Annotated in this window: 19 protein-coding genes; 16 read left to right on the top strand and 3 right to left on the bottom strand. The window is 60.9% G+C overall.

Annotation, left to right across the window (positions count from 1 at the left end; all coding sequences use genetic code 11):
• Positions 1–27: 27 nt before the first annotated feature.
• From BMX27_RS07905 to ilvN, 8 genes are all read left to right on the top strand, one after another.
• Positions 28–516 carry a YbaK/EbsC family protein gene (locus BMX27_RS07905; RefSeq protein WP_090159327.1) on the top strand — a complete coding sequence of 163 codons (489 nt, stop codon included), beginning with the start codon at positions 28–30 and terminating at the stop codon, positions 514–516.
• Between the two features lie 120 nt (positions 517–636).
• Complete coding sequence (locus tag BMX27_RS07900; protein ID WP_090159326.1) at positions 637–1,053, top strand: DUF2852 domain-containing protein; 417 nt, start codon at positions 637–639, stop codon at positions 1,051–1,053.
• Between the two features lie 63 nt (positions 1,054–1,116).
• The gene (locus tag BMX27_RS07895) at positions 1,117–1,557 is read left to right on the top strand and encodes an RDD family protein (RefSeq protein WP_256212438.1); all 441 of its coding nucleotides are present in this window, start codon (positions 1,117–1,119) and stop codon (positions 1,555–1,557) included.
• Positions 1,558–1,628: 71 nt separating this feature from the next.
• On the top strand, positions 1,629–2,456 hold the full coding sequence (locus tag BMX27_RS07890) for an arginyltransferase (RefSeq protein WP_090159632.1): 828 nt from the start codon (positions 1,629–1,631) through the stop codon (positions 2,454–2,456).
• A 63-nt stretch (positions 2,457–2,519) separates the two neighbouring features.
• The gene (gene yghU / locus BMX27_RS07885; protein WP_090159631.1) at positions 2,520–3,374 is read left to right on the top strand and encodes a glutathione-dependent disulfide-bond oxidoreductase; all 855 of its coding nucleotides are present in this window, start codon (positions 2,520–2,522) and stop codon (positions 3,372–3,374) included.
• A gap of 51 nt (positions 3,375–3,425) precedes the next feature.
• Positions 3,426–4,358, top strand: a complete 933-nt coding sequence (locus tag BMX27_RS07880) for a YihY/virulence factor BrkB family protein (protein ID WP_090159324.1) — start codon at positions 3,426–3,428, stop codon at positions 4,356–4,358.
• Positions 4,359–4,615: 257 nt separating this feature from the next.
• Entirely contained in the window at positions 4,616–6,367 is a 1,752-nt protein-coding gene (locus BMX27_RS07875) for an acetolactate synthase 3 large subunit (protein ID WP_090159323.1), read from the top strand.
• Between the two features lie 33 nt (positions 6,368–6,400).
• On the top strand, positions 6,401–6,973 hold the full coding sequence (gene ilvN, locus BMX27_RS07870) for an acetolactate synthase small subunit (RefSeq protein WP_056031709.1): 573 nt from the start codon (positions 6,401–6,403) through the stop codon (positions 6,971–6,973).
• A 41-nt stretch (positions 6,974–7,014) separates the two neighbouring features.
• Here ilvN and BMX27_RS07865 read toward each other — a convergent pair whose 3' ends face one another.
• Complete coding sequence (locus BMX27_RS07865; RefSeq protein ID WP_090159322.1) at positions 7,015–7,281, bottom strand: hypothetical protein; 267 nt, start codon at positions 7,279–7,281, stop codon at positions 7,015–7,017.
• A 148-nt stretch (positions 7,282–7,429) separates the two neighbouring features.
• On the opposite strand from BMX27_RS07865, the gene BMX27_RS07860 reads away from it, so the two are divergent.
• From BMX27_RS07860 to BMX27_RS07850, 3 genes are read left to right on the top strand one after another with little or no spacing between them, the layout of a single operon-like run.
• Positions 7,430–8,365 carry a nucleoside hydrolase gene (locus tag BMX27_RS07860; protein ID WP_090159321.1) on the top strand — a complete coding sequence of 312 codons (936 nt, stop codon included), beginning with the start codon at positions 7,430–7,432 and terminating at the stop codon, positions 8,363–8,365.
• Between the two features lie 29 nt (positions 8,366–8,394).
• Positions 8,395–8,811 (top strand): GNAT family N-acetyltransferase, encoded by a 417-nt coding sequence (locus tag BMX27_RS07855; protein WP_177172681.1) that lies wholly within the window; start codon positions 8,395–8,397, stop codon positions 8,809–8,811.
• Positions 8,808–10,214, top strand: coding sequence for a protein adenylyltransferase SelO (locus tag BMX27_RS07850; protein WP_090159319.1), 1,407 nt, complete (start codon positions 8,808–8,810; stop codon positions 10,212–10,214). Before BMX27_RS07855 ends, BMX27_RS07850 begins: the two co-directional genes overlap by 4 nt.
• Before the next feature lie 117 nt (positions 10,215–10,331).
• Here the strand turns inward: BMX27_RS07850 and BMX27_RS07845 are convergent, their stop codons facing one another.
• Both BMX27_RS07845 and BMX27_RS07840 read right to left on the bottom strand, forming a co-directional pair.
• On the bottom strand, positions 10,332–10,880 hold the full coding sequence (locus BMX27_RS07845) for a peptidylprolyl isomerase (protein ID WP_090159318.1): 549 nt from the start codon (positions 10,878–10,880) through the stop codon (positions 10,332–10,334).
• Complete coding sequence (locus BMX27_RS07840) at positions 10,873–11,379, bottom strand: peptidylprolyl isomerase (RefSeq protein ID WP_090159317.1); 507 nt, start codon at positions 11,377–11,379, stop codon at positions 10,873–10,875. The genes BMX27_RS07845 and BMX27_RS07840 overlap by 8 nt, the downstream gene beginning before the upstream one ends.
• 125 nt (positions 11,380–11,504) lie before the next feature.
• Here BMX27_RS07840 and pgk point away from each other — a divergent pair, with 125 nt between their 5' ends.
• The 5 genes from pgk to BMX27_RS07815 all read left to right on the top strand — a co-directional run bounded on the left by pgk (position 11,505) and on the right by BMX27_RS07815 (position 16,576).
• Positions 11,505–12,683 carry a phosphoglycerate kinase gene (gene pgk / locus BMX27_RS07835; protein ID WP_090159316.1) on the top strand — a complete coding sequence of 393 codons (1,179 nt, stop codon included), beginning with the start codon at positions 11,505–11,507 and terminating at the stop codon, positions 12,681–12,683.
• A 94-nt stretch (positions 12,684–12,777) separates the two neighbouring features.
• Entirely contained in the window at positions 12,778–13,668 is an 891-nt protein-coding gene (locus BMX27_RS07830) for a fructose bisphosphate aldolase (protein ID WP_090159315.1), read from the top strand.
• Positions 13,669–13,776: 108 nt separating this feature from the next.
• On the top strand, positions 13,777–14,076 hold the full coding sequence (locus BMX27_RS07825; RefSeq protein WP_090159630.1) for an FtsB family cell division protein: 300 nt from the start codon (positions 13,777–13,779) through the stop codon (positions 14,074–14,076).
• 106 nt (positions 14,077–14,182) lie between these two features.
• Positions 14,183–15,193 (top strand): pyruvate dehydrogenase (acetyl-transferring) E1 component subunit alpha, encoded by a 1,011-nt coding sequence (gene pdhA, locus BMX27_RS07820; RefSeq protein ID WP_090159314.1) that lies wholly within the window; start codon positions 14,183–14,185, stop codon positions 15,191–15,193.
• 3 nt (positions 15,194–15,196) lie between these two features.
• Positions 15,197–16,576 carry a pyruvate dehydrogenase complex E1 component subunit beta gene (locus BMX27_RS07815; protein ID WP_090159313.1) on the top strand — a complete coding sequence of 460 codons (1,380 nt, stop codon included), beginning with the start codon at positions 15,197–15,199 and terminating at the stop codon, positions 16,574–16,576.

Here is a 16,576-nt window from a genome sequence, read left to right as displayed (position 1 = left end):
AGCCCAACCGTGTCAGGAGCCACCCCGATGAGCAAGAGTCTGAAACGCGTCACGCAGGCCCTGACGGCGGCAGGACTGGATATCACGCCTGTCGCGCTGGCCGAAGGGACAAGGACCGCACAGGCCGCAGCCGATGCGCAGGGCTGCACGGTCGATCAGATTGCGAAATCCATCATCTTTCAGGGAAGAGATACAGGCAATCTGGTGTTGTTCATCACAGCAGGCGGTCAGACCGTCGATCCCGCGACAGCCGCCGCCCTGACAGGCGAGCCGCTGACGCGTGCCGATCCCGCCGTCGTGCGCAAGGTGACGGGATTCGCGATCGGTGGCGTGTCACCCGTTGGGCATCTGACGCCGCCACGGGCCTTCATGGACCCCCACCTGATGACGTTCGATGTCGTCTATGCGGCGGCCGGAACACCCCACCATATCTTTGCGGTGGCTCCCGCCGACCTGTTGCGGATATCCGGCGCACAGCTCGCGCCATTCACCGTCAAGAATGACCTAAGTAACTGATAAAAAACACGAATGACAATTTATGTAAAAAACGTTCACATCAACACTTGCATAGCGCAGATCTCACACCGATATGGGTAATGTGAAAGGCATTTACATAAACCCGAACGGAGAAACATCATGAGTGCGACCAATACCTACCCCGTCACAACGACCGGTCCGATCGCCTGGCTGCAACGCGCTGAATCCTGGCTGGACGCCCGCGGACGCGGCGCTTGGATCGCCGCGACCGTCGCGGCCTTCATCTTTGTCTGGCCGGTTGGTCTGGCACTGCTGGCCTACATGGTCTTTGCCGGTAAATTCGCGCGCGGTGCCAAGGCATCCGCCCCACGCAGCGTCAATGTCATGGCGTCCTCGGGAAACCAGGCATTTGACGCCTACAAGGGGGACACGCTGCGTCGTCTGCAAGAGGAACAGGACGAATTCACAGCGTTCCTGGGCCGCCTGCGCGAAGCCAAGGACAAGGCCGAATTCGACCAGTTTATGGCCGACCGTGGCCAGACCAAGGACACAGAACCGTCCGACAAGACCGCCTGAACCAAACGTCCGGCCCCCGACAACGGGGGTCGGTCCCAATCTACATGATACGATAGGATGACCATGACGACGCTGACCGCCCTGCCCGATCCGGATTTGATGCCGGAATTCTACGACGGTGTTCGCAGCCGCAGGCTGTTGGCCTGGCTGGTGGATGTGACCGTGGTTTTCCTGATGTCACTGATCCTGCTGCCGCTGACGTTGTTCATCGCGCTGTTCTTTTTTCCGGTGCTGATGATGGTCGTCGGTTTTCTGTACCGGTGGTTCACGATCGCCAACCAATCGGCCACTTGGGGGATGCGCCTGTTCAACATCGCGCTGCGTGACGCACAGGGTGCGGCGCTGACATCGGCAGGGGCGTTGGTACATACCGCAGGCTATGCCATCAGTGTCGTGACATTCCCGCTGCAACTGATTTCGGTGGGCATGATGGCCGTCACGGCCAAGAGGCAGGGATTGACCGACATGATCATGGGCACGACCGCCATCAATCGTCCGGCATAAATACGCGTGATCTGGCACAAGTTGCATCGGCGGGGGTTGTCAGCCACGCCGATGCGCACCAATCTTTGATCATGCGCCACGATCTACAAATCGCCCCGCAGTTCTATGTGACTGCGCCACAACCCTGCCCCTATCTGGAGGGGCGGATGGAACGCAAGTTGTTCACCGCACTTCAGGGCGAGCAGGCGGCCGAACTGAATGACGCCCTGTCAAAACAGGGGTTCCGGCGGTCGCAGAACGTGTTGTATCGTCCGTCCTGTTCGGAATGTGCCGCCTGCATGTCGGCGCGTATCCGGGTGGCGGATTTCGAACCGACGCGCAGCCAGAAACGTGTGCTGAAACGCAACGCGCATCTGGAACGCCGCCCGACCTCGCCCTGGGCGACCGAGGCGCAATACGATCTGTTCCGCGAATACCTTGATACACGGCACGCCGACGGTGGGATGGCGGACATGGATATGTTCGAATTCGCCGCGATGATCGAGGAAACGCCCGTCAGATCCCGCCTGATCGAATATTCCGACCGCAATGCCCCCGATGACGGTCCCCTGGCGGCCTGCCTGACCGATATCCTCGACGATGGGCTGTCGATGGTCTATTCGTTCTTTGGGCCTTCGCTGACCCGCAACAGTCCCGGCACGTTCCTGATCCTTGACCACGTCAACGTAGCACGCGAACTGAACCTGCCTTATGTCTATCTGGGCTATTGGGTGCCCGGCAGTCCCAAGATGGGGTACAAGGCGAATTTCGACGCGCTCGAGATTTTTCGCGATGGGGCATGGCAGCCGATTGGCGATCCGGATGGCTATGACAGTGCGCTGCATCCGCTGTCCACCGACCCGATTGCCGAACAGGTCGCGCGGATTTCGTTACCCGGCGGTCGCCCCGTCGGACGCTGACCCTTGATCCGCAGCCCGTAGGGCTAAATGGTTGATGGAAACGCATTGATCAAAGGTCTGACCATGTCCGATTACACCCCCCCCAAGGTCTGGGAATGGGACGCCGAGAACGGCGGCAAATTCGCCAGCACGAACCGCCCCATCGCAGGCCCCACGCATGATGCACCGCTGCCGCAGGGTGAACACCGTTGGCAGCTGCACAGCCTTGCCACGCCAAACGGGGTCAAGGTCACGGTGATGTTCGAGGAACTGCTCGAGGCCGGGCATGATGCGGAATACGACGCCTGGCTGATCGACATCGGCAAGGGCGACCAGTTCGGCAGCGGCTTTGTCGCCGTGAACCCCAATTCCAAGATCCCGGCCCTGCTGGACACGAAAACCGGCGTTCGCCTGTTCGAAAGCGGGTCGATCCTGCTGCAATTGGCGCAGGAATACGACGCCTTTTTGCCGCATGATCCGGCGACACGGTCGGAAACACTGAACTGGCTGTTCTGGCAGATGGGCAGCGCGCCCTATCTGGGCGGTGGCTTTGGCCATTTCTACGCCTATGCGCCAGAACCGATGGAATACCCCATCAACCGTTTCACGATGGAGGCCAAGCGTCAGCTGGACGTGCTTGACCGCACCCTTGCTGATCGTCCGTTCATCGCCGGCGACAGCTATACCATCGCGGACATCGCCATCGCGCCCTGGTATGGTGCGGTGGCAAACGGCTCGGTCTATGACGCCAAGGAATTTCTGCAGGCCGACAGCTACAAGAACGTCCAGCGCTGGAGCGCGGAGATCATGGACCGTCCCGCCTACAAACGCGGCCGCATGGTAAACCGGTCCTTTGGTGATCCGTCCGAACAGCTGCACGAACGTCACAGCGCGTCGGACTTTGACACGAAAACACAGGACAAGATCGGTCAGTCATGACCGATCTCCGTTCGGCACCACGCGGCCCGAACGCAATCCGAAAGGAACAGGATGACAGATAGCACGGCGCACCCCGGATCGCTGACGGCCAAGGGCTGGATCGCGGTCGTCAAACGCATTTTTGCAAACATCGGCCGCGATCATCTGACGTTGATCGCAGCGGGTTGCGCGTTTTACGGGCTGCTGGCCGTGTTTCCGGGGATCGTGGCCGCCATGGCGCTGGCTGGGTATTTTACCGATCCGTCCATGTTGGTGAACCAGATGCAGACCCTTTCGGCGTTTATGCCGCAAGAGGCCGCGCAGATCGTGCTGGATCAGGCCAAATCGGTGGCAGGGTCCGACAGCGGCGGTCTGGGGCTGGCCGCGATCATCGGTGTGCTGACGGCATTCTATTCGGCATCCGCCGGCATGTCGGCGCTGATCGAGGGACTGAATGTCGCCTTTCGCGTCGAGGAGGCGCGCAGTTTCCTGCGCAACCTGATGGCGCGTATCGTGCTGACATTTGCCATGGTGATCGGGTTTTTCGTCATCGTGGCAGCACTCGTGCTGCTGCCGGTGATGTTGAATTTCATCCGGCTCGATCCGAATGCGGAATGGATCATCATTCTGGTGCGCTGGCCGATCGTGCTGCTATTGGTCGCGGCGGGCCTTGCGATCCTGTATCGCTACGGTCCTGCCCGCAAACCGCGCAAGTGGCGCTGGATCACCCCCGGTGCGCTGGTGGCTTGCGTCCTGTGGCTGGCCGGATCGGCCGGGTTTGCCTTTTACGTGCAGAATTTCGCCAGCTACAACGAAACCTTTGGGGCCTTGGGTGGCGTGATCATCCTGCTGATGTGGCTGTGGCTGTCGTCTTTCATCGTGCTGTTCGGCGCCGAAATCGATGCAGAACTGGAGGCGCAGGCAAAACAGAATCCCGCACCCGCAAACGCCGACCGCAGCACGGCTGACAGCAATGATCTGCCCGACGCGACTCGCGCGAACTGATCCCGTCACATCACCTGCTGAAAGAAAGTTACCAAAACCACCCCCTTTGGCGACATTTTATCCAGCGGGCCTGTTGACCCTGTGAAACCCTGCGCATAGTGTCCCCACACCTAAGGAAATTCGCATGAACACTGTCGTACTAATTGTAGGAAAGACGCGCATGGGCCGGTAACGGTTGACCCATCAGGTTCCCATGCGCCCCCGTGTCACGCCGGGGGTTTTTTTATGCCAGACGACAGCATTGAACGGACGAGACAATGACAAAAACGATGACCGGCGCAAAAATTGTGGTTCAGGCCCTGATCGATCAGGGGGTCGAGGTCGTGTTCGGCTACCCCGGTGGGGCCGTGCTGCCGATCTACGACGAGATTTTTCAGCAAAACAAGATCCAGCACGTTCTGGTGCGCCATGAACAGGGTGCCGTTCACGCCGCCGAAGGTTACGCCCGGTCCACGGGCAAACCCGGTGTGGCGCTGGTCACATCCGGCCCCGGCGCAACCAACGCGGTCACCGGCCTCACGGATGCGCTGATGGACAGTATCCCGATCATCGTGCTGACAGGACAGGTGCCGACATTCATGATCGGGTCCGACGCGTTCCAAGAGGCCGACACCGTCGGCATCACGCGCCCCTGCACGAAACACAACTGGCTGGTCAAGGAAACCGACAAGCTGGCAGGCACCCTTCACGAGGCGTTTCACATCGCGACCGCCGGTCGTCCCGGCCCCGTGCTGATCGACATCCCCAAGGACGTGCAGTTCGCGACCGGTCATTATACCGAAAAATCCAAACGCACCTCTCACTACAACCCGCAGGTGAAGGGCGATATCGACACGATCACCGAACTGGCGCGTGCGATGGAAACGGCGAAACGCCCGGTGTTCTATACCGGAGGCGGCGTCATCAACTCTGGTCCGGCGGCCAGCCAATTGTTGCGCGAACTGGTCGAGGCGACCGGCTTTCCGATCACATCCACGCTGATGGGCCTGGGCTGCTATCCCGCATCAGGCGACAAGTGGCTGGGCATGCTGGGCATGCACGGCACCTATGAAGCCAACATGACGATGCATGACTGCGACCTGATGATCAACATCGGTGCGCGATTCGACGACCGGATCACGGGGCGCGTCGATGCCTTCAGCCCGAAATCGAAAAAGGCGCATATCGACATTGATGCATCCTCCATCAACAAGGTTATCCGCGTCGACATGCCGATCCTGGGCGACGTGGCCCATGTGCTGGAGGACCTGCTGAAGGTCTGGAAGGCCAACGGGCGCAAGACTAACACCGAAGGTCTGGCCAAGTGGTGGAAACAGATCGACGCATGGCGTGCGATTGACTGCCTTGGGTACGAACAGACCGGGTCGGTCATCCGCCCGCAGCACGCCATTTCCCGTCTCGAAGCCCTGACAAAGGGCTATGACCGCTACGTCACGACCGAGGTCGGCCAACACCAGATGTGGGCCGCGCAATACATGGGGTTCGAGGATCCGAACCGCTGGATGACGTCCGGTGGCCTTGGCACCATGGGGTACGGCACGCCTGCGTCCATCGGTGTGCAGATGGCGCACCGCGACGCGCTGGTCATCAACGTCGCAGGCGAGGCGTCGTGGTTGATGAACATGCAGGAAATGGGCACGGCCATGCAGTATCGCCTGCCGGTCAAACAATTCATCCTGAACAACGAACGGCTGGGCATGGTGCGTCAGTGGCAAGAGCTGCTGCACGGCGAGCGGTATTCGTCCAGCTGGTCTGAGGCCCTGCCCGATTTCGTCAAACTGGCCGAGGCCTTTGGTGCCAAGGGCATCAAGGTCGATGACGCGGCCGATCTGGACGACGCGATTCAGGAAATGATCGATTACGACGGTCCGGTGATTCTGGATTGTTTGGTCGAGAAACACGAAAACTGTTTCCCCATGATCCCGTCGGGCAAGGGTCACAACGAAATGTTGCTGCCGAACGCGAAAACGCAAGGTGCGATCACGGCCACTGGCGCGGTGATGGTCTAAGGCCATCCGCCAAGGAATTGGAAAGATTACGAAATGTCAGCACTCAAGATCAAAAAAGGCTCTTCCAGCCATTCCGCCTATGACCTGCGGTCGCATTTTTCCGACGTGATCGAACGGCACACGCTGGCGGTCATCGTGGAAAACGAACCGGGCGTTCTGGCGCGGGTCATCGGCCTGTTTTCCGGTCGCGGCTACAACATCGAAAGCCTGACCGTCGCCGAAATCGACCATACGGGTCATCGCAGCCGCATTACGGTCGTCACATCCGGCACGCCGCAGGTCATAGTCCAGATCAAGGCGCAGCTGGGCCGGATCATTCCGGTCCACGAGGTGCACGACCTGACCGTCGAAGGCCCGAGCGTGGAACGCGAACTGGCCCTGCTCAAGGTGCGTGGCAAGGGCGATGCCCGCGTCGAAGCGCTGCGTCTGGCCGATATCTTTCGCGCCAGCGTCGTGGACAGCACACTGGAAAGCTTTGTGTTCGAAATCACCGGAACCCCGGAGAAAATCGACGCCTTCGCCGAACTCATGCGCCCCTTGGGCCTGCAAGAGGTGGCACGCACGGGTGTGGCCGCCCTCGCACGGGGTGGCGACAGCATCGTCTGAATAATGTGTGGCCCGTCCGATCAGGGCGGGCCATTGTCGTTTCAGATCTCGTCGTCGTCGAGACGTCCCAATGTGCCGGTTATCCCGTTGGGGTTCTGTGCCTGACTGAACAGTTGCTGCTGTTCGAAACCACTCAGCAGGCCGTCACCATCACGATCGAACCGTGCAAACAGCTCTGGCGTGATATCGGGGTACTGGTCCTGGATCGACTCGTAGGTTTCGGTCAGACCCGGCCCGCCGTTTTGCTGGGCGGCATCGCATCCGGCCAGCGTCAGAACCGCGGCGGGGATCAACGGGGCAAATTTCATGACATATCCTTTCATGGTGTGATGTTGCCATCCCAACCGCCAGAGCCGCGCAAGTGTTCCACACCTTGCAAAGGTCCGCCGCCTTGGCGGTCCCTCCTTGCCCCGCTGGCACTGGCGGGCCACATAGGGACAAAGAAAAGGACAGACCATGGCACGCAAGATCATCATCGACACAGACCCCGGTCAGGACGACGCCGTCGCCATCCTGCTGGCGCTGGCATCGCCCGAATTGGACCTGTTGGGCCTGACCTGTGTCGCAGGCAACGTGCCACTGGCGCTGACGGCGAAAAACGCGCGTATCATCTGCGAACTTGCCAACCGGACCGACGTGCCCGTCTACGCAGGCTGCGACACCCCCATCGCCCGCAAGCTGGTCACCGCGGAACATGTCCACGGCAAGACGGGATTGGACGGCCCGACCCTGCCCGACCCTGTCATGCCGGTGCAGGACCAGCTTGCGGTTGATTTCATCATCGACACGCTTCGCGCCGCACCAGCGGGCACCGTGACGCTGTGCCCGCTGGGACCATTGACGAATATCGCGACTGCCTTTCACCGCGCGCCAGACATCGTGGACCGCGTGCAGGAAATCGTGCTGATGGGTGGCGCCTATTTCGAGGTCGGCAACATCACACCCGCTGCCGAATTCAACATCTATGTCGACCCAGAGGCTGCCAAGGCGGTCTTTGCCGCCGGTGTGCCGCTGGTCGTTCTGCCATTGGACGTCACGCACAAGGCGCTGACGACACAACCGCGTGTCGATGCGTTCCGCAACCTCGGCACGCCCGTGGGTCAGGCGGTCGCGGAATGGACCGGCTTTTTTGAACGGTTCGACAAGGAAAAATACGGATCGGCCGGTGCGCCGCTACACGACCCTTGTGTCATTGCTTACCTGTTGCAACCCGACCTGTTCAGCGGACGCCATATCAACGTGGAAATCGAAACCGCATCGGACCTGACGCTGGGCATGACGGTCGCGGATTGGTGGCGCGTCACTGACCGAACCCCCAACGCGCTGTTCATCGGCGATGTAGATGCAGACAGGTTCTTTGCGCTGCTGACCGAACGTTTGGCGCAGCTATGAGCACCGCCATCACCCTGGCCGGACCTGACATGGCAGACCGTGTCCTCGCGTTGATGGCCCGCTATCACGAAGAATCCGGCCTGCCATTCGACGATGCGCATCGCGCGATGGTCGCGGGTCCCCTGCTGGACGGTTCGCCGCTTGGCGCGATCTGGCTGATCGGCCCCGCGCGTGCGCCGTTGGGTTATGTTACCGTGACATTCGGTTGGTCTGTCCCGCATGGCGGTCTGGTCGGCTGGCTGGAAGAGGTGTTCATCCGTCCCTCGGTCCGGGGGCGCGGGATCGGGACAGAGGTGCTGCACGCGGTCACGGTGAACCTGCAACGGGCACAGTTGCAGGCGATGCATGTCATTCTGCCCAACGATGATGCAGGACTGGCCCGGTTCTGCACCCGCACGGGGTTTCGGCCCGTTCCCAGCCCCAGGATGATGACTGACCCGCTATGACAATTCCGTTCAACAATAGTTTCGCGGCCCTGCCGGGTACGTTCTACACGACGATCGCACCCACCCCGGTCGCGGCACCAGGCGCGATTGCCGTGAATGACGATCTGGCGGACGTTTTGGGGATCGACGGCGCATGGTTGCACACGCCGGACGCGACGGCTGTGTTCGCAGGCAATGTCCTGCCGGACGCGGCGTCCCCTCTGGCGCAGCTCTACGGTGGGCATCAGTTCGGCAACTGGTCCGGACAATTGGGCGATGGTCGCGCGATCCTGCTGGGTGAGGTGATCGGCACCGACGGCATCCGGCGCGATATCCAGCTCAAGGGGTCTGGCCCCACGCCCTATTCACGGGGCGGCGATGGCCGGTCGTGGCTGGGTCCGGTTCTGCGCGAATATCTGGTGTCAGAGGCCATGCACGCCATGGGCGTGCCGACCACCCGCGCGCTGGCGGCCGTCACGACCGGGGAACAGGTCTACCGTCAGACGATGCTGCCCGGTGCTGTCCTGACCCGCGTCGCAAGCAGCCATATCCGCGTCGGCACATTCCAGATCCACGCCGCACGGCAGGACACGGATGCGCTGCGCGTGCTGGCAGCCTATACGATCCAGCGCCACTATCCGGATGCGGATGGCCCGGCGGGCCTGCTGGACGCCGTGGTTGCAGCGCAGGCGGAACTGGTCGCCAAATGGATGGGACTGGGGTTCATCCACGGGGTGATGAACACGGATAATTGCAGCCTTGCGGGGGAAACCATCGACTATGGTCCTTGCGCGTTCATGGATGCCTATGATCCGCAAAAGGTGTTTTCCAGCATCGACCGGATGGGGCGCTATGCCTACGCCAATCAGCCTGGCATCGCGGTCTGGAACCTGGCGCAGCTGGCAACCGCGCTGATCCCGCTGATGCCGGATCAGGATGCGGCGGTCGCGGATTTCACCACGCGCATCAATCGGTTTTCGGACATCTATCAACAGGCCTGGGTGCAGGTATTCGGGGCCAAGTTGGGGTTGGATGACCCAAGCCCCGAGGATGCGGCACTGATCCAGGATCTGCTGACCCTCATGGCGCAATCGGATGCCGATTTCACTGCGACCTTTGCGCGGATGACGAACGGGGATGACCCGGATGACATGCCCGGCTGGCAGGATTGGACCACCCGCTGGACAGGCAGGCGCGCAACGGACCATCATGCGATCATGGCCAAGGCCAATCCGCTGGTCATTCCGCGCAATCACCGCGTCGAAGAGGTCATCACGGCCGCAACGGGCGGCGATTTCGCGCCGTTTCACCGCATGTTGCAGGTCGTCACCGCCCCCTATGCGACACTGGACGAGGCGCGCGCACCCTATGCGCTGCCGCCTGAACCGTCCGAGGAGGTCCGCGCCACGTTCTGCGGCACCTGACGGATTGAACTGGCATTCGGCGCCTTGCGCCATGCTATCCGCCTAGCCGCACGACCTTTGGGCCGCTGCCGGGGATACTGAATGGCCCCCTCACCCTGCGATGAAGGGGCCGTTGGTTTATTCGGTGACCGTGACGGTCGTCATCACGTCGGGATCAGACGTGACCGACCCGTTGGGGCCGTCACCGCGTTTGATCTGGTCGACGACATCCATGCCGGATGTGACCTCGCCCACGATGGTGTATTGACCATCCAGGAACGGACCCGGTTCGAACATGATGAAAAACTGGCTGTTGGCCGAGTTCGGGTTCTGGCTGCGCGCCATGCCGACAACGCCGCGTTCGAACGACAGGCTGTCGCTGAATTCGGCAGGAATGTCAGGCAGATCGGACCCGCCGGTGCCGGCACGCGACAGATCGGACCCGGTCACGCCGAATTGCACGTCGCCGGTCTGCGCCATGAATTCGTCGATCACGCGGTGAAACACCACGCCGTCATAGCCGCCAGCGGCCGCAATGGACGTGATCTGTGCGACATGCAGCGGGGCCACATCCTCGAACAGATTGATGCTGACGGTACCATTGGCCTGGCCCGCAATTTCGATGTCCAGACCGGTGGCCAGCGCGGGGCTGGCCATCAATGCAAGGGGAATGGCGAATTTAAGCATCGGCAGCCACCACGACCTTGATCATGCGGTCGGGGTTCGCGGGTGGCTCGCCCTTGGCGATGTTGTCGACATGCTTCATGCCCTCGATGACCTGACCGTAAACGGTGTATTGACCGTTCAGGAAATCGTTGTCTTTGAAGTTGATGAAGAACTGGCTGTTGGCCGAGTTCGGGTTAGCGGACCGTGCCGCACCCAGGCTGCCGCGCGCATGGGGAACCTTGGAAAATTCCGCAGGCAGATCGGGCAGATCGGACCCACCGGTGCCAGCGCGGCCGGGGGCATAGTTGTTTTCCATGTTGGCGTGCTGCACGTCGCCGGTCTGCGCCATGAAGCCGTCGATCACACGGTGGAATGCGACATTGTCATATTTGCCGGCGCGGGCCAGTTCCTTCATCCGCTCGACATGCTTGGGTGCCACGTCGGGCAACAGCTTGATGACGACATCGCCGTCTTTGAGTGTCATGATGATCGTGTTTTCGGGATCGTCGTAATCGGCCATGTGGGCGCACTCCTGTTGATTTCTGGCACTGACATATGGTGCAGCGGCGTGATTGCCAACCGGGCACCGTTGACGCTAGGCGGCGGTTGGCACAGGTATGACGAAACCAATGACAGGAGGCCACGATGGGCTGGAAAACACTCGACGATATGGATCTGGACGGCAAACGCGTGCTGGTGCGGGTGGATATCAATGTCCCCGTGTCCAATGGACAGGTCACGGATACCACGCGGATCGACCGGATTGTGCCGACGGTGCGCGACATCAGGGCCGCAGGCGGCACCCCCATCCTGCTGGCACATTTCGACAGGCCCAAGGGCAAGGTCGTGCCGGAAATGTCGCTGGGCCAGATCGTCCCGGCACTGGAAACAGCACTGGGGTGCAAGGTGACGTTCCTTGACGGCAATTATGGCGCGGGTGTCGCGGCGCTGGGTCAGGGCGACGTGGCGCTGCTGGAAAACCTGCGGTTCAACCCCGGCGAGGAATCCAATGACGACGGTTTCGCAACCCGTCTGGCCAGCCTGGGCGACGTCTATGTCAACGATGCGTTTTCCGCAGCCCACCGTGCCCATGCCAGCACCGAAGCGCTGGCCCGCAAATTGCCGGCCTGCGCGGGTCGCCTGATGGCCGAAGAACTGGGCGCGCTGGACCGTGCCCTGGGCCAGCCCGACCGCCCCGTGGTCGCCGTCGTCGGCGGTGCCAAGGTATCGACCAAACTGGACCTGCTGTCGAACCTCGTGGAAAAGGTCGACACGCTGATTATCGGCGGCGGCATGGCGAACACCTTTCTTGCGGCATCGGGAATCGACGTGGGCAAATCGCTGTGTGAACACGATCTGGCCGACACCGCCCGCGCCATCGCGCAAAAGGCCGCCGACAGGGGCTGTGAAATCCTGCTGCCCCGTGACGTCGTCGTGGCCCGTGAATTCAAGGCGGGTGCCGACAACGAAACCGTCAAGACCGAGGATTGCCCGGCAGATGCGATGATCCTGGACGCAGGCCCGGATTCGGTGGCCCATATCGAACAGGTGCTGGAACGGTCAAAAACGCTGGTCTGGAACGGCCCGCTGGGCGCGTTCGAAATTGCGCCCTTTGATGCGGCAACAAACGCCGCAGCGCAATCGGCGGCACGCCTGACCAAGGCAGGCACGTTGATTTCGGTGGCCGGTGGTGGCGACACCGTCGCGGCGCTGAACAAGGCAGGTGTGGCCGATGACTTTTCCTATGTTTCGACCGCGGGCGGCGCGTTTCTGGAATGGATGGAAGGCAAGACCCTGCCCGGTGTGGCCGCACTGAGCGACTGATAGCGTTAACTAAATTACGGTTTGCGCTATCAGAATTGTCTATCGTCGGGGTCTTGCCTAACCGTAAGGCAATGAATCACAGGAGGCCCCGACGATGAATCAGGACATGGCAAACCAGATGCGCACGGCAAAGGGATTCATTGCCGCGCTGGATCAAAGTGGCGGGTCGACCCCCAAGGCCTTGGCCGCCTACGGTCTGTCCGAAAAGGACTGGTCGAATGACGACGAGATGTTTGACCTGATCCACGCCATGCGGGCCCGCATCGTGGCAGCCCCGGATTTCAGCGGCAGCAAGGTGCTGGGTGCGATCCTGTTCGAGCAGACGATGGACCGCGCATTCGAAGGCAAACCCGCGCCCCGTCACCTGTGGGAAGACCAGCACGTCGTGCCATTTCTGAAAATCGACCACGGGCTGGAAGACACGGCAAACGGCGTCCAGCTGATGAAACCGATTGGCGGGCTGGATCACACGCTGCAACGCGCCTACATGCTCGGTGTGTTCGGGACCAAGGAACGGTCGGTCATCCATGCTGCAAATCCTGCGGGGATCGAGGCGATCGTCGCACAGCAATTCGACATTGGCCGGCAGGTCCTGTTGCACAAGATGATGCCGATCCTGGAACCTGAAATCACCATTTCGATCCCGGACAAGGCAGCGGCCGAAGCGTTGCTGCTGGATGCGATGCTGCGTCAGCTGGACATGCTGCCCGATGGCACCGAGGTCATGATCAAACTGACCTTGCCCGAAACACCCGGACAATACGATGCGCTGGTCAACCACCCCAAGGTGATGCGTGTCGTTGCCCTGTCCGGCGGCTATGACCTGAACGAGGCGACCGCCCGTCTGGCGCGCAATCCCGGGATCATCGCCAGTTTTTCGCGTGCACTGACCGAAGGATTGTCAGCCCGCCAAGAGGACACGGCATTCAACGCCGCCATCGGACGCAATATCGCGTCGATCTACGCAGCATCCGTCACGGGCTGAGTCCAACACGCCACGCAACAGGGTTTTTCCGCGCCGGGGATTCACATTCCCGGCTGCCGTGTTAATGTCATGCCAATCGCGGACAACAACGCGACCCAAGAGGCAAGCATGACACGACAAAAAAGACCCGCAATCGGGACCTTGATCTATTTTCTGGGCGCACTGGCGTTAGGGTTCTATTTCACCTTTGCCGCGATTCAGGGCGACTACGGCGTTCTCAAACGTAGTGGCATCGCCGCCGAGGGTCGCGCGCTGGAGGTCGAGTTGGAACAGCTGCGCGCCGAGGTCGCCCGCATGGAAAACCTGACCATGCGGCTGTCGGACAAATACCTCGACCTTGATCTGCTGGACGAACAGGCCCGCGACGTGCTGGGCCTGATCCGCACGGACGAGATGGTGATCCGCTGACCCGCAGCTTTTTGCGGCGATCGCGTTGCGTTACCCTGCGTCCCGTTCTATGTTCACAGAATAGTTTAACACTAAACAATTCTCTGGAACCACGAGGGGACCCGCGATGCCGCCAAAGAAAAAGGACGCCCAGCCGAATGTGTCGGCGGAAGAGCTGAAAGGCTACTACCGCGACATGCTGATGATCCGGCGTTTCGAGGAAAAGGCCGGACAATTGTACGGCATGGGCCTGATCGGTGGTTTCTGCCACCTCTACATCGGCCAGGAAGCTGTTGTTGTCGGCCTCGAGGCCGCCGCCAAGGAAGGTGACAAGCGCGTCACATCCTATCGCGACCACGGTCATATGCTGGCCTGCGGCATGGACCCCAAGGGCGTGATGGCCGAATTGACCGGCCGCGAAGGTGGCTATTCCAAGGGCAAGGGCGGGAGCATGCACATGTTCTCGAAGGAAAAGCATTTCTACGGCGGTCACGGGATCGTCGCGGCACAGGTGCCACTGGGTGCCGGTCTGGCCTTTGCCGACAAGTACAAGGGCAACGACAACGTCACATTCACCTATTTCGGCGATGGCGCTGCCAACCAGGGTCAGGTCTACGAGACCTACAACATGGCCGAACTGTGGGATCTGCCGGTGATTTTCGTGATCGAAAACAACCAATATGCGATGGGCACATCCACGCAACGGTCCACTAAATCCCCCAGCTACTGGGAACGCGGGGCCGCCTACGGCATTCCCGGCGAAGAGGTCGACGGCATGGACGTGCTGGCGGTCAAGGAGGCCGGCGAAAAGGCTGTGGCCCACTGCCGCGCCGGCAAGGGCCCCTATATCCTGGAAATCAAGACCTACCGCTACCGTGGGCATTCCATGTCCGATCCCGCAAAATACCGGACCCGCGAAGAGGTCCAGAAAATGCGGGACGAGCGCGATCCGATCGAACAGATCCGCGATCTGCTGCTGACCGGCAATCATGCGACCGAGGACGACCTCAAGGCGATTGACAAGGAAATCAAGGGCATCGTCAACGAATCCGCAGAATTCGCCAAGGAAAGCCCCGAACCCGCACTCGAAGAGCTGTGGACCGACATTTACGCAACCGAAGTTCCGCAGGAGGCTTGATCGATGGCAACCGAAATTCTGATGCCCGCCCTGAGCCCCACGATGGAAGAAGGCACGCTGGCCAAATGGCTGGTCAAGGAAGGTGACACCGTTTCGTCTGGTGACATCCTTGCCGAAATCGAAACCGACAAGGCCACGATGGAATTCGAGGCCGTCGAAGAAGGCACGATCGGCAAGATCGTCATCCCCGAAGGCACCGAAGGCGTAAAGGTCAATGACGTGATCGCCGTGCTGCTGGAAGACGGCGAAAGCATGGACGACGCAGAGATCGACGACAGCCAGTCGCAACAGCCCGTGGCAGCCGACAAGGAACAATCGTCCGAAACAGCCCCCGCCGCGGCCAAGACGCACCCCGCGCCAGCCCCGTCCGACCGGACCCCGGACTGGCCCGAGGGCACGGAGGTCAAGAAAACCACCGTCCGCGAAGCCTTGCGCGACGCCATGGCCGAGGAAATGCGCCGCGACGAAAGCGTCTTTCTGATGGGCGAAGAAGTCGCCGAATATCAGGGTGCCTACAAGATTTCCCAGGGTCTGTTGGACGAATTCGGCGCACGCCGCGTGATCGACACACCAATCACCGAACATGGTTTTGCCGGGATCGGCGTGGGTGCTGCCTTTGGCGGTCTGCGTCCCATCGTGGAATTCATGACATTCAACTTTGCCATGCAGGCGATGGACCAGATCATCAACTCTGCCGCAAAGACACTGTATATGTCCGGCGGCCAGATGGGTGCGCCCATGGTGTTCCGTGGTCCCAATGGTGCCGCTGCCCGCGTGGGCGCGCAGCACAGCCAGGACTACGCGGCATGGTTCATGCAGATTCCCGGCCTCAAGGTCGTGATGCCCTATTCTGCGGCAGACGCCAAAGGTCTGATGAAAACGGCCATTCGCGACCCCAATCCGGTCATCTTCCTGGAGAACGAAATCCTGTATGGTCGGTCCTTTGATGTGCCTGTGATGGATGATTTCACCATCCCCTTCGGCAAGGCCAAGATCGAACGCGACGGCGATGATGTGACCATCGTGTCCTTTGGTATCGGCATGACCTACGCGCTGGAAGCGGCTGACAAGCTGGCCGAAGAAGGCATCAAGGCCGAGGTCATCAACCTGCGCACCCTGCGCCCGATGGATACTGCCACGATCCTCGAATCCGTGCGCAAGACAAACCGCTGCGTCACCGTCGAGGAAGGCTGGCCGCAAGGCAGCGTCGGCGGCTACATCAGCGGTGTGATCATGCAAGAGGCGTTCGACTATCTGGATGCGCCCGTCATCACATGCACCGGCAAGGACGTGCCCATGCCCTATGCCGCCAACCTTGAAAAGCATGCCCTGATCACCACCGACGAGGTGGTCGAAGCCTGCAAACAAGTCACTTACAAATAA

The sequence above is a fragment of the Loktanella sp. DSM 29012 genome (assembly GCF_900110705.1).
GTDB classification, from domain to species: Bacteria; Pseudomonadota; Alphaproteobacteria; order Rhodobacterales; family Rhodobacteraceae; genus Loktanella; species Loktanella gaetbuli.
Note: the sequence above shows the minus strand (reverse complement) of the source record. Positions and strands in the feature narration are given on the sequence as shown.

Excerpts from the sequence above, each read along its gene's own strand:
- BMX27_RS07905 (WP_090159327.1), top strand. The coding sequence starts at position 28 with ATGAGCAAGAGTCTGAAACGCGTCACGCAGGCCCTGACGGCGGCAGGA.
- BMX27_RS07900 (WP_090159326.1), top strand. The coding sequence starts at position 637 with ATGAGTGCGACCAATACCTACCCCGTCACAACGACCGGTCCGATCGCC.
- BMX27_RS07895 (WP_256212438.1), top strand. The coding sequence starts at position 1,117 with ATGACGACGCTGACCGCCCTGCCCGATCCGGATTTGATGCCGGAATTC.
- BMX27_RS07890 (WP_090159632.1), top strand. The coding sequence starts at position 1,629 with ATGCGCCACGATCTACAAATCGCCCCGCAGTTCTATGTGACTGCGCCA.
- yghU (WP_090159631.1), top strand. The coding sequence starts at position 2,520 with ATGTCCGATTACACCCCCCCCAAGGTCTGGGAATGGGACGCCGAGAAC.
- BMX27_RS07880 (WP_090159324.1), top strand. The coding sequence starts at position 3,426 with ATGACAGATAGCACGGCGCACCCCGGATCGCTGACGGCCAAGGGCTGG.
- BMX27_RS07875 (WP_090159323.1), top strand. The coding sequence starts at position 4,616 with ATGACAAAAACGATGACCGGCGCAAAAATTGTGGTTCAGGCCCTGATC.
- ilvN (WP_056031709.1), top strand. The coding sequence starts at position 6,401 with ATGTCAGCACTCAAGATCAAAAAAGGCTCTTCCAGCCATTCCGCCTAT.
- BMX27_RS07865 (WP_090159322.1), bottom strand. The coding sequence starts at position 7,281 with ATGAAATTTGCCCCGTTGATCCCCGCCGCGGTTCTGACGCTGGCCGGA.
- BMX27_RS07860 (WP_090159321.1), top strand. The coding sequence starts at position 7,430 with ATGGCACGCAAGATCATCATCGACACAGACCCCGGTCAGGACGACGCC.
- BMX27_RS07855 (WP_177172681.1), top strand. The coding sequence starts at position 8,395 with ATGGCAGACCGTGTCCTCGCGTTGATGGCCCGCTATCACGAAGAATCC.
- BMX27_RS07850 (WP_090159319.1), top strand. The coding sequence starts at position 8,808 with ATGACAATTCCGTTCAACAATAGTTTCGCGGCCCTGCCGGGTACGTTC.
- BMX27_RS07845 (WP_090159318.1), bottom strand. The coding sequence starts at position 10,880 with ATGCTTAAATTCGCCATTCCCCTTGCATTGATGGCCAGCCCCGCGCTG.
- BMX27_RS07840 (WP_090159317.1), bottom strand. The coding sequence starts at position 11,379 with ATGGCCGATTACGACGATCCCGAAAACACGATCATCATGACACTCAAA.
- pgk (WP_090159316.1), top strand. The coding sequence starts at position 11,505 with ATGGGCTGGAAAACACTCGACGATATGGATCTGGACGGCAAACGCGTG.
- BMX27_RS07830 (WP_090159315.1), top strand. The coding sequence starts at position 12,778 with ATGAATCAGGACATGGCAAACCAGATGCGCACGGCAAAGGGATTCATT.
- BMX27_RS07825 (WP_090159630.1), top strand. The coding sequence starts at position 13,777 with ATGACACGACAAAAAAGACCCGCAATCGGGACCTTGATCTATTTTCTG.
- pdhA (WP_090159314.1), top strand. The coding sequence starts at position 14,183 with ATGCCGCCAAAGAAAAAGGACGCCCAGCCGAATGTGTCGGCGGAAGAG.
- BMX27_RS07815 (WP_090159313.1), top strand. The coding sequence starts at position 15,197 with ATGGCAACCGAAATTCTGATGCCCGCCCTGAGCCCCACGATGGAAGAA.